Origin of the sequence: Janthinobacterium sp. CG_23.3, from assembly GCF_046115965.1 — a bacterium.
GTDB lineage: Bacteria > Pseudomonadota > Gammaproteobacteria > Burkholderiales > Burkholderiaceae_D > Janthinobacterium.
In genome coordinates this window covers 43,176-54,041 of sequence record NZ_JBJXIB010000018.1, presented here as the reverse complement: position 1 = coordinate 54,041, position 10,866 = coordinate 43,176, and the positions used below count along the sequence as shown (strand labels likewise).

Sequence of the window (10,866 nt, the reverse complement as noted above, 5' to 3'; positions counted from 1 at the left end):
GGCGTCGCCTCCAAGCGCCTAAAGGCGGGCTGGAACGCCGACTACCTTGGCAAGGTGTTGGGCCTGGCCATCTGATCCTTCATGCAATCGCCCTGCGCGCTGCGCCATGAGGGCAGTAAAACCACGGGCAAAGGGCTGGGGTCCTCAGCGCGGTTGCAGCCACTGCTGCACGGCGTCGCGCCGCCATTGGCCGGCGGCGTAGTCGCGCAGCTTGGCCGGCACCGGGTCGCCGTTGAGGATCAGGCGGTTGAGCATCAGCGCCAGGTCGGTGTCGGCGATGCTCCAGGCGCCGAACAGGTGGGCGCCGTCGACCAGGCTGTCGGCAATGCGGATAAGTTTGTCGGCGGCGGCCTGGCCGTCCTGCGACAGCGGCGTGTCTACCGGGCCGACGAAGACCACGCGGGTGCTGCGCTCGGCGCGCAGCGCCAGCAGGTCGCTGCGCAACCAGGCCTGGATCTGCCGCGCGCGGGCGCGCTGGCGCGGCTCGGCCGGCAGCAGCGCCGCGTAGCCGGGCGCCGGGAACACCTCGTCGAGGTATTCGACGATGGCGCTGGACTCGCTCAGCACGAAGCCGTCGTGCTGCAACGCCGGCACGCGCGCCGTCAACGCCAGGTCGCGGTACGGCGCCAGCTTTTCCTGGCCGATGTCGAGGTCGACCGTCTCCAGCGTGAACGCCAGCTTTTTCTCGGTCAGCCCGACAAACACCGACATCGCGTACGGGCTGTGGAAATGGCGGTCGGTGTACAGTTTCAGGGCGTGCGCAGACATCGTGGCTCCGGTCGGTGGATGGGGTAGGCCAACCATCTTAAGCCCGGCCCGGCGCGCCGCGTAACGTTATATATTCGACTTGTTTGTGAATTCCATTCACAAACAATTACATGACGATCTTGACCATCGGGTGCGCCGACAGCGCCGTGTAGAGCGCGTCGAGCTGTTCGCGGCTGGTGGCGCGCACCATCACGGTCAGGCCGGTGTAGTTGCCCTTGGGCGAGGGGCGCGCTTCCAGGCGCCCGGCGTGGAAGGTCGGGTCGAAGCCGAGCACGACTTCGGTAATGGTCGGCGCGAAGTCGATATGGGTCGGACCCATCACCTTGATCGGGAAGTCGCTTGGGTACTCGATCAGGGATTCGCTGCGGGGGATCGTTTCCATATGTATTCCAGTCAAAGTAGTAAAAAAAACCAGGCGGGAACGGCGCCGTGTTGCGCCACCCCCGCCTGGTATTGTAGCGAAAATCCGCCGGCCGGCCCCCGCCTTCATGGCGGGGGCCGGCCGCAGCCTTTACGCGGCGCTCTTGGCCGACAGGCGCTTCAGGCGTTCCAGCGTCGACTCGCCGGCCGTGTCGGCCTGGCTGACCGACTTGCGGATGGCCTCGATTTCGGCCGCCTGGTCGATTGGGCGCTGGCCGATGTCGGCGACGATGCGCATGCCGGCCGCCTCGTTGCTAACGGTCTGGGCGCGCCGCGTCAGCGCTTCCAGCGCGCTCGAGTTGCCTTGCAGGCCGGACAGGCCGGCCAACTGGCTCTGGCGCTCGCTGCGGATCGCCTGCAAGTCCTTTTGCGCCTTGGCGGTGGCCAGCGCCTGCAACGCCTTCTTGGCGGCGGCGTCGAAGTCGGACAGCTGTTTCGACAGCGCGTCGACGATCTTTTGCAACTCGTCCATGTATTGCTGGGCGTCCGCCTCTTCCTGCACTTCCTGCGGCAGGCGCGCCTTGTTCGACTCCAGCTCGTCGCAGAACAGGTTGATGGTCGCCTCCGAAATCTTGCCGGCGGCCAGGCGCTCGCCCAGCGTGTCGGTGGCCTTCTCGTCGGTGGCGATCAGGTTGCGCAGCTTGACCACGTCGGCGTGCTCCTTCTCGAACGAGGCGCGCGCCGCCGCCAGCTTTTGCGCGGTCGAGCGCAGCGTGTCGGCCAGGCGGTCGCGGTCGGCTTCGGTCGCCGTCTCGGGATCGAAATTGGCGATCGCCTCGGAGACGCGGTCGCCCAGCACGCCGAAGTGTTTGGAAATCAGGCGCGCGGTCAAACCCCAGCCATTCGAATTGCTCATTTGTATTCCTCTCGTAGAATTTGAAAACACCACATATTGGCCGTCCGCCCTATTGGATGACGAGCCGCTCCTGCTCAACCGGTATGCCAATGACGAAGTCGACGTGGATACCGCGTTGTGACGCATCGCCGTTGACGCTGGCGATTATTTCCGTTGTGATCAATAAATACTCCAGCCCGCCGCCCTGCAGCTCGCGCACGTAGGGCATGAAGTACATCTCCTGCTTCAAGCCGCGGGCGCCGGCGGCGTCGTCCAGGCGCACCTCGGTGCCGGTGAACGGCGCGACGAACTCGGCCGCCGGGTCGCCGGCGTCGCGCCGGTAGTCGAGGCGGTCGCTGTCGCCGAACACCAGGTCCAGTTCGGCCTCGTCCAGGCCGATGTCGCCGAGCTGCTCGCGCCACAGCGTGTAACTGGGGTCGCCCAGGCCGTGGCCGGACCCGCCGGTGTAGGCGTCCTGGTCCTCGGCCGTCTCCGGCACCACCCGCGCCAGCTGGGTGCAATACATCAGCTCGGCGATCTCGCCCTGGGCGTTGCGGAACACTTGCAGGAACTTCTCCTTGGCGTCGATGTCGCCCGTGGCCAGGTAATAGCGGTACAAGCCGCCCGCCATGTTCAGCTTGATCTGCGACACCGCCAGCACCCGCGTATCGCTCGGGCTAGGCAAGGTGATCAGTGAACCGTTGCTGTTGGCGCGGATGAACGGCGACTGCTGCAACTTGACCACGCTGCCGATGCGCGCGCCCAGCGGCAAGCCCTCGTCCTCGCGCCGCGCCTGGGTGTCGACGCCGCGCTTGGAGGCGACGCCGCGCATGTATTCAAATGCATCTTTCCAACCCATCTCATTCCCTTTCAAAGGAGTAGTTCGCGCCGCTGCGCGCGCCGGCGCGCTTGAAGCGCTTGACGCCGAAGTAAATCAACCAGCCCAAGCCGCCCAGCAGCGCCAGCCAGGCGAAGGTGCGCAGCACGGTCGCGCCGAACGACGGCGCCGCCGCCGCCGCCGGCAGGCCGGCGGCGCTGCCGATGCTGCCGGCGCCGGCGGCCGCGCCGAGGTTGGCGTTGCCTTGGTTGACGCCCTGGTTGACGCCTTGGTTGCCCGCGCCATTGCCCGACGGGTAGCCGCCGTTGCCGGCGCTGGCGCCGGTCGAGCGGCCCAGCATGAATCCCGTCAACACGTTGCCCCAGCTAACATTGCTCTGCGGCATAGAAGTCCGCCCCGATTGCTGCTCATACGAGGGCTGGTTCGGCCGCTCGTAAGGCTGTTGCTGGTTCGCCTGCTGCCGGTTCGCCTGCTGCACCGGGTCCAGCGGCGGCGGCGCGGCCGCAGCGGCGGCGGCGGCGGCACGGCGCGCGTCGAGCGTCTTTAAGGCGTTGGCGTTGGCGCTTTTTTGCTCCAGCTCCCTCGACAACGCCGAATCCGACTTGCCCGGGGCCGGCGCGTCGCCGCCGCGGGCGCTGCCAAACGAGCCGAAGCCGCCACCCGGCCGTTTCGGCGCGGCATCGTCGCCATACGATGGCGCCGGACGCGGCGCGGCCGCCGGCTGGCGCGAGCCGAACGTGCCGAACGACGGCTTCTCGCCGCTCGGGGCCGGACGCGCCTCGTAGCTTCTGGCCGGCGCCTTCTTTTGCGACGAAAAACCGCTCTTGTACGACGACGAGGTGCCAGACGACTTGTTGGCCGGACGAGAATCGGACAGGGCATGCGCCCCCAGAGGCAGCAGCAGGGCCGCAAGCAGTGCGATCTTGAATGACTTCATCGTTGTCTCTTATGCTATAAACTCGGTTGAAAAGGAGCATAGCAGCCTATATGGCGTTATGCATCGGTAATAAAAGGCTCACTTCACCATGACACGAAAATATCTGGACATGAATCAACACGACGCGCTCTACAAGGTGGCGCGCGGCTATCCCGGCGGGGTCGATGCGTTGGCGCAATGCATGGGCATATCCGTCAACGTCCTGCGCAACAAACTGGCGCCGACCATCGCATCGCATTATCCATCGTTTGAAGAAGTCTCAGCAATCATCGAACATTGCCAGCGCGCCGGCGTCGACGACGCAATGTTGCCGCTGCACGCGCTGCTGGTGCGCCACGGCATGGCGGCCTTCGTCGTGCCGCGGCCGGAGCAGGTGAGCAGCGACGACCTGTCGCAAACCGTGTGCCTGGTGATGAGCCAGGTGGGATCGGTGGCGGCGGCCGTCTCGACCGCGCTGATGGACGGCCGCGTGACACTGGCCGAAGCCGACCTGATCGAGCGCGAATTCCACGGCGCGCTCGCCGCGCTGGGCGAATGGCGCGCCCGCATCCGCCTGCGCACCGACGCCGCCTGAGCAACGCCGAAGCCGCTGTCGACGCCAGTCGGGTTACGCCCGTTGGGCTAACCCGACCTACAAAATCGGCCTATCACGGCTTGATGCCGCTCCTGCGGTCGTTCAGGCGTTCACGCGCGGCCTCCCTGCTTTGCTGCTCGGGACGCGCGGCGGCCGCCGGCGCCGGCGCGCTCGGCTGCGCCCGCATCACCGGCGGTGCTTGCTGCGGCTGCGGCCGCGCGGTGTCGGCCGCCGCGCCGCGCTGGCCACGCTCACGCTCGTGTTCCCTGCGCTCGCGCCCGGGATGCTGCGTTGCCGGCGATGCCGGTTCTGTCTCGGTACGCATGCGACCAGACCAAGGACGCTGCCCGCCCCAGTCGGGCCGGTGCGGCAGCTGCGCCGCTGGCGCCGCGCCGGCATCCGGCGGCGCCGTCGTCAGCGTCTGGTTGCGCGGCCTGCCAGGCGGCGTCACGGTCACGCCGCCTGGATGGCGGTCGCGCTCGTGCCAGGCGCTGGAACGGTCGCGCTGGCGCCACGCATCGACCCGGTCCGGCGCGCCGTCCTGCCTATGCCCGCGGCGCCACTCCTGGCGCCACTCTTGTTCCGCCGCCGTGCGGTAGCCCGGAACGTAGCGCTGGTGCGGCGCCAGCGGAACCCAGCCGCTGGCGGGCCGCTGCGCGCCGGGTCCGGCCGGCTTGGTATGCGTATGGTTGCCGCCGGGCCAGCCCACCAGCGCCGGAGCCCATACTTGGCGCTCCCTGCCGCGCCCCGGCGCCCAGTGCCAGCGCTGCCGCAGTAGTACCCAGCGGCCGTAATGCGACGGCGCATAGCCCCAGGGCGCGTTGTCGATCCAAGTCCAGCCCCACGGCGCGATCCAGCTCCAGCGGCCGTCGCTGTAGGGCGTCCAGCCGGCACGCAGCGCGCCCGGCAGCCACAACGGGCCATATTCCGCGTCGTCGCGCCAACTGCCGTAGCGGTCCAGCTCCTCGTAACCAGTAACGTCGTCGCTGAGGTAGCGCAGCGCCGCCGGCGCGGCGGCCGCGTCGGGCCAGTCGTCGAACGCGTCGCGCCGCAACTGCGCGGTGCGCACGGCGTCGGCGCGGATGTCGGCGCGCTGGCCGGCGCGCAGCGCGAAGCGGCCGGTGGCGCTGTCGACTTCAACCGCCCCCGCCACCACCCCGACCACGCTGGCGCCCACCTCGCGCCCGGCCTCGACCCGCAACTGGCCGGGTTCAAGCATGAGCACGCGCGCCTGTTCGGTTTCCAGCGCGAAGCCCGACAGCATGTCGGGGTTGGCCAGGCGCACGCCGACGCTGCCGTAACGCAGCCGCAACTTGAAGCTGTCGTCGTCCAGTTCCACCACCTCCAGTTCGGAGTCGCCGGCCAGGCGCACCGCGCCCGAGCCGACACGGAACTCGGCGCCGGCGCCGCGCCGCGTGGTGATGACGTTGTCGCTGGTGACCGGCCAGTTCAACGCGGCGGCGTTGCTGTCGGCGCCGCTGCGTACCAGCACCTGGCCCTGGCCGTCCACGGCGGAGATGCGCCCGACCAGCGCCGGCGGGTCGGCCAGCGCCTGCGGCACGCACGCCGCCAGCGCCAGCGGGAGGAATTGCTTGAGCAAGGTCAATCGCATGGCGCGCTCCCTGTGGAGAAGCCGGACGTGGCGTCCAGTTCGTCCAGATTAAAGCGCAGCCGGCTGGCCCGCAAGCGGGCTTACAAATGTTTTCACAGTGTACCGGCGGCAAGGCGGACACAAGGAGCGGGACCTAGGCCGGCGCCGCCAGCAACGCCCGCCAGCGCGCGCGGTAGGCCGGCCAGCCGGCCAGCGCCAGCGGCACCGCCGCGCGGCCGTTGGCGGCCGGCTGGCGGCCCCAGTGCCGCAGCATCCAGGCGCCGCACACGGTGCCGCTGGCGTCGTCCGAGACCGCCACCTCGCGGCCGGCGCGCAAGGCGGCCAGCAAGGGCGCGAAGTGGGCGTTGTCGGTAAACGAGCCTTCCACCACCACCGGCCCGGTGGCGCCCAGCGCGTCCAGGCAATAGTCGCTCATCAACACGCAATACAGCGTGGCCAGCGCGTAGCGTTCGGCCGGCGTCTCCGGCGCCGCGCCGAGGATTTTTCCGGCGCGGCCGACAAACGGCCCGCCCGACGCCGAGAAGCAGGGCAGCGCCATCGTGCCCCGGCCGACCAGCCGTTCCAGCTCGGCCGGGCCGCAGGGCGCCGCGTCGGTGCCGGCCGGCCCGGCGAACTCGCGCCCGCCCATGAAGCGCATGCAGGCGACCGGCTGTCCCAGCGCGTTGACGTTGGCCGGCATGTCGGCGCCCTCGTCCAGGCGGTCGAGCGGCGCGCCCAGCGCCGCGGCGATGACCCAGGTGCCGGTCGACAGCACCGTGCAGGCCGGCGCGCCGGCGCCGATATGGCGTAGCAGCGAGGCGTTGCTGTCGTGGATGCCGCATAAGACCTGGCAGTGGGGGCGGCAGGCCGGTGCGTTCGCTCAAGTCCCGGCGCAAGGGGCCGAGCGCACGCTCCACGCCGGCCGCAGCGGCGGGAATTTATCCTGCCAACCCATCTGCGCCACCAGCGTCGACGGGCGCCGCCGCAGCGGCTCCCGCAGGTCGGTGTGGCAACCCAGCGACGTCACTTCGCCGCCGGCGACGATGCCGTTCGGGCCGCGCCGCTCGGCCAGCACGGCGCCGTCGTCGTCGAGCAGGGTCAGCTTGACGTTGGTCTGGCCGATGTTGAACACCGCCGTGGCCGTCGTGACATTCGTGTTTTGATTCATTCTTCAGTCCAGGTGGAACATCGGCTGCAGCGGCGACGTCAGCGGCGCCAGCCCGGCGTTGGTGTCCATCAAGTCGGCCATGTGGGTCCACCAGCGGCGCATCAGCGGATGCCGCGGCAGCGCGTCCATGGTATGGGTGGCGCTGCCGAGCTGGGGCGCCGGCACCGGCGGCACCCGCTTCGCCCGCTTCTCCGGCGTCGGCGAGCCGCGCGGCGCGCTCGAGAAAATCGAGGACTGCGGCGTGATCCACCAACTGACGCGGGCGCGCCGACGGTGTCGCCGCACTTCCCCTGGGACAAGGTCAGCGACACCGCCGCGCTGCGCGACATCGCCGGCGGCTACGGCCTCAGTTTCGACGCCGTCAATTCGAACACCTTCCAGGACCAGGCCGGCCAAGTCCATTCGTACAAGCACGGCAGCCTGACCGCGAGGAAAAGGGCCGCCAGCGGCCGCCGAAAGCGGGCGCCAGCGGCATCGTTTAAGGCGTCGCGCCGCGCCCGTCATCCACACCAAGGGCGTGAAACTGGGGTCGGACCCCTCGCGCCAAGGCGAGAAGGCCTGACCCCGGCTCGTTGCCTTCGGCCGGGTTTCGGCGTTCGCGGCCCGCGTCGACTACAACCACACGTCGTTGACGGCGGTGCGCTCGCCCACCGCCTCCTCCCCCGTGTTGAGTACGCCGCGCGGCTCGATCAGCAGCAGTTTGACTTCCCGCCCGGCCGACGGTTTGTGTTCGACACCCTTCGGTACCACCACCATCTCGCCCTGCGACACGATCACGTGGCCGTCGCGATAGTCGATGCGCAACTCCCCCTCCAACACGATAAAGGTCTCGTCGGTCGCGGCGTGGCTATGCCAGACGAAGTCGCCCTGCAAGCGCGCGATCTTGAACTGGTAGTCGTTCATTTCGGCGATGACCTTGGGCGTCCACTGCTCCTTGAACAGGCTGAATTTCTGCGCGAAGTTAGTACTTTGATGGTGATCGATATTCATCTGGCCGCTCCTGTGGCTGGTTCGTAAGCGTCCAGAATAAGCGGGGCCGCGCGGCGCGTCTTGTACGTTTGTGCGGACCTTAGCGCGTCCGGGGCGCCGCGCTGGCGCGCATTGCCAGCCAGCGCGCCGGCGACATGCCGTAGGTCTTGCCGAAGTGGCGCGTCATATGGCTTTGATCGCTGAAGCCGGCGCGCAGCGCCGCCTCGGCCAGCGACAGTCCCTGCAACAGCAACGCGCGCACCAGGTCGAGGCGGCGCATGGTCAGATAACGGTAAGGGGAGGTGCCGAACAGCAGCCGGAAGTCGCGCGACAGGCTCCAGCGGTCGCGCCCGCTTTCCCGTTCCAGCTGGTCCAGCGTGACGCTGCGTTCCAGCGCGCCATGGATGAACCCGCGCGCGCGCTCGGCCGCCAAATAATCGACAGTGTGCCGCCGCGGCGGCGCGCCGGCCGCCGCGCTCAAGGCCCGCGCCAGGTCGAACAGCGCGTCGTCTTCCTGCAGCGGGTCGAGCGCGCCGTCCAGGCTAGCCAGCAGGGCGGCGGTGGCCGCGCCCAGGCGCGGATCGGCGCACAGGCCGCCCTGGATGAAGGGCAGCGGCTTGCCGCCCAGCACCTGCTGGATCAGCGCCGGCTCGACATACAGCATGCGGTACTGGAAGCCGTCCGCCGTGCCGGCCTCGCCGTCGTGCACCTCGTCGGGGTGCAGCACCATGGTGCCGCCGGGAACGCTGTTGCACTGCCCGCCCCGGTAGCGGAAGCTTTGCACCCCCGCCAGCGTCTTGCCGATCGCGTAGGTGTCGTGGCGGTGCGGAGCGTAGCCGTGGCCGGCAAAGAAGGCCTCGATGCGCTCCAGTTTACCGCCGGGCGGGGCGCGCTGGATCCAGTCGCCGCCCTGGTTGGCCATGGCCATGGCGCGTCAGGCGTGGGCGCCGCCGCGCTTGACGAAGAACAGCGCGGTGCCGACGGCCATCAGCATGCCGCCGAAGAAGCGGTTTTGCTTTTTTACCGCGCCGGCGTCGCGGAAATAACGCTGCATCGACGCGGCCAGGTAGGCGTAGCTGTGCATCACCACCAGGTCGATGCTGCACATGGTCACGCCGAGTATCAGCAGTTGCGGCAGCAGCGGGGCGGCGCCGTCGATGAATTGCGGCAGCACCGCGACCATGAAGATGATGCCTTTCGGGTTCGTGGCGTTGGTCAGGAAGCCGGTCAGCAGGCGTTTTTGCAACGACGGCAGTTCGCTGCGCGCCCCGGCCGCGGCGACGCCGCCCACCTGCACCTTGGCGCGCCACTGGCTCAGGCCGAGGTAGATCAGGTACAGCGCGCCGACCGTCTTGACGACGTTGAACGCCAGCTCGGAGGCCAGCAGCAGCGAACCGACGCCGGCGCCGGCAATGATCAGGATGACGATCAGGCCGACCTGCAGGCCGGCGATGGTGGCGCTGGTTTTCTTGACGCCGTACGACAGCCCGTGCGACATCGACAACACGGCGCCGGAGCCCGGCGAGACGGCGATGATGCAGGCGGCGATGACAAATCCGATCCAGGTGGCAAAGCTCATGCGCGTTCCATCATAAAAATAGAGGGGGAGCAACAATTCTACAGGTAGCGCGGCGGCCCCGCTGGCCGCGCCCCCGGCGCGTGCGTAAGTGCAGCGCTCCTTGCCGCTCTGAGGTAAGATTCCGCGTATATTTCTCAATGCACAAGAGCCCCATGACAATTCCCGCCCGCACGTCCGCCTCCGCCCATTCCGCCGCATGGGGAGGGCGCTGAGATGGCCAGCAGCCTGATAGCCCTGCTCGACGACATCGCCAGCATCCTCGATGACGTCGCCCTGATGAGCAAGGTCGCCGCCAAGAAAACCGCCGGCGTGCTGGGCGACGACTTGGCGCTGAACGCGCAGCAGGTGTCGGGCGTGCGCGCCGAGCGCGAACTGCCGGTGGTGTGGGCGGTCGGCGTCGGCTCGATGAAGAACAAGGCGATCCTGGTGCCGTCGGCGCTGGCCATCAGCGCGCTGGCGCCGTGGGCCATCACGCCGCTGCTAATGCTCGGCGGGGTTTACCTGTGCTTCGAGGGCTTCGAGAAGATCGCCCACAAGCTGATGCACAGCGAGGCCGAGGACGCCCGGCACCACGCCGTGCTGACGCAGGCCCTGGTCGACCCGAGCATCGACCTGGTGGCGCTGGAGAAGGACAAGATCAAGGGCGCCATCCGCACCGACTTCATCCTGTCGGCCGAGATCATCGTCATTGCGCTGGGCACCGTCGCCGAGGCGCCGTTCGGCCAGCAGGTGGCGGTGGTGGCCGGCATCGCCGTCGCCATGACGTTCGGCGTGTACGGCCTGGTGGCCGGCATCGTCAAGCTCGACGACGCCGGCCTGTACCTGAGCCAGCGCCCCGGCGCCGGCCGCCAACTGGTGCGCGGCTTCGGCCGCCTGCTGCTGGCCGCCGCGCCGCAACTGATGAAGGCCTTGTCGGTGATCGGCACGGTCGCCATGTTCATGGTTGGCGGCGGCATCCTGACCCACGGCCTGCCCGGCGCGCACCAGGTGATCCACCACGCCGCCCAGGCCGCCGGTACGCTGGCGCTGGTCGGCCCGACGCTGGAGGCGGCGACGCCGACCGTGCTCGACGCCTTGGCCGGGGTCGCCGCCGGCGCGCTGGCGCTGCTGGGCGTGAGCGCGGTGACGCGGGCGTGGCGCGCGGTCAAAGGCCAGCCGTAAGGGCCGGCGCCGGAACGCCGTTTTGG

The 10,866-nt window shown here is 69.0% G+C and carries 14 protein-coding genes; 2 read left to right on the top strand and 12 right to left on the bottom strand.

Annotated features, from left to right (window positions below):
* Nucleotides 1–144: 144 nt before the first annotated feature.
* From yfcF to ACFDR9_RS07225, 5 genes are all read right to left on the bottom strand, one after another.
* Nucleotides 145–768 carry a glutathione transferase gene (yfcF, locus tag ACFDR9_RS07245; RefSeq protein ID WP_409030559.1) on the bottom strand — a complete coding sequence of 208 codons (624 nt, stop codon included), beginning with the start codon at nucleotides 766–768 and terminating at the stop codon, nucleotides 145–147.
* Nucleotides 769–874: 106 nt separating this feature from the next.
* Nucleotides 875–1,150 carry a DUF493 family protein gene (locus tag ACFDR9_RS07240; RefSeq protein ID WP_017878242.1) on the bottom strand — a complete coding sequence of 92 codons (276 nt, stop codon included), beginning with the start codon at nucleotides 1,148–1,150 and terminating at the stop codon, nucleotides 875–877.
* A gap of 129 nt (nucleotides 1,151–1,279) precedes the next feature.
* Nucleotides 1,280–2,044, bottom strand: coding sequence for a hypothetical protein (locus ACFDR9_RS07235; RefSeq protein ID WP_017878241.1), 765 nt, complete (start codon nucleotides 2,042–2,044; stop codon nucleotides 1,280–1,282).
* Nucleotides 2,045–2,093: 49 nt separating this feature from the next.
* The gene (locus ACFDR9_RS07230; RefSeq protein ID WP_026133232.1) at nucleotides 2,094–2,882 is read right to left on the bottom strand and encodes a DUF2491 family protein; all 789 of its coding nucleotides are present in this window, start codon (nucleotides 2,880–2,882) and stop codon (nucleotides 2,094–2,096) included.
* Nucleotide 2,883: 1 nt separating this feature from the next.
* The gene (locus tag ACFDR9_RS07225; RefSeq protein WP_409030558.1) at nucleotides 2,884–3,798 is read right to left on the bottom strand and encodes a hypothetical protein; all 915 of its coding nucleotides are present in this window, start codon (nucleotides 3,796–3,798) and stop codon (nucleotides 2,884–2,886) included.
* 109 nt (nucleotides 3,799–3,907) lie between these two features.
* Here ACFDR9_RS07225 and ACFDR9_RS07220 point away from each other — a divergent pair, with 109 nt between their 5' ends.
* Nucleotides 3,908–4,372, top strand: coding sequence for a phage regulatory CII family protein (locus tag ACFDR9_RS07220; protein ID WP_409030557.1), 465 nt, complete (start codon nucleotides 3,908–3,910; stop codon nucleotides 4,370–4,372).
* Nucleotides 4,373–4,445: 73 nt separating this feature from the next.
* Here the strand turns inward: ACFDR9_RS07220 and ACFDR9_RS07215 are convergent, their stop codons facing one another.
* From ACFDR9_RS07215 to ACFDR9_RS07185, 7 genes are all read right to left on the bottom strand, one after another.
* Nucleotides 4,446–5,984, bottom strand: a complete 1,539-nt coding sequence (locus ACFDR9_RS07215) for a DUF6600 domain-containing protein (RefSeq protein ID WP_409030556.1) — start codon at nucleotides 5,982–5,984, stop codon at nucleotides 4,446–4,448.
* 133 nt (nucleotides 5,985–6,117) lie between these two features.
* The gene (locus tag ACFDR9_RS07210) at nucleotides 6,118–6,738 is read right to left on the bottom strand and encodes a hypothetical protein (protein ID WP_409030555.1); all 621 of its coding nucleotides are present in this window, start codon (nucleotides 6,736–6,738) and stop codon (nucleotides 6,118–6,120) included.
* Between the two features lie 105 nt (nucleotides 6,739–6,843).
* Nucleotides 6,844–7,131, bottom strand: coding sequence for a hypothetical protein (locus tag ACFDR9_RS07205; protein WP_409030554.1), 288 nt, complete (start codon nucleotides 7,129–7,131; stop codon nucleotides 6,844–6,846).
* Nucleotides 7,132–7,134: 3 nt separating this feature from the next.
* Nucleotides 7,135–7,416 carry a hypothetical protein gene (locus tag ACFDR9_RS07200; protein ID WP_409030553.1) on the bottom strand — a complete coding sequence of 94 codons (282 nt, stop codon included), beginning with the start codon at nucleotides 7,414–7,416 and terminating at the stop codon, nucleotides 7,135–7,137.
* 327 nt (nucleotides 7,417–7,743) lie between these two features.
* Nucleotides 7,744–8,121, bottom strand: coding sequence for a cupin domain-containing protein (locus ACFDR9_RS07195; protein ID WP_017878236.1), 378 nt, complete (start codon nucleotides 8,119–8,121; stop codon nucleotides 7,744–7,746).
* A 79-nt stretch (nucleotides 8,122–8,200) separates the two neighbouring features.
* On the bottom strand, nucleotides 8,201–9,028 hold the full coding sequence (locus ACFDR9_RS07190; protein WP_409030552.1) for an AraC family transcriptional regulator: 828 nt from the start codon (nucleotides 9,026–9,028) through the stop codon (nucleotides 8,201–8,203).
* A gap of 6 nt (nucleotides 9,029–9,034) precedes the next feature.
* On the bottom strand, nucleotides 9,035–9,679 hold the full coding sequence (locus tag ACFDR9_RS07185) for a LysE family transporter (RefSeq protein WP_017878234.1): 645 nt from the start codon (nucleotides 9,677–9,679) through the stop codon (nucleotides 9,035–9,037).
* Between the two features lie 213 nt (nucleotides 9,680–9,892).
* Here ACFDR9_RS07185 and ACFDR9_RS07180 point away from each other — a divergent pair, with 213 nt between their 5' ends.
* Nucleotides 9,893–10,840, top strand: a complete 948-nt coding sequence (locus ACFDR9_RS07180) for a DUF808 domain-containing protein (RefSeq protein WP_409030551.1) — start codon at nucleotides 9,893–9,895, stop codon at nucleotides 10,838–10,840.
* The last annotated feature ends 26 nt before the right edge of the window (nucleotides 10,841–10,866 follow it).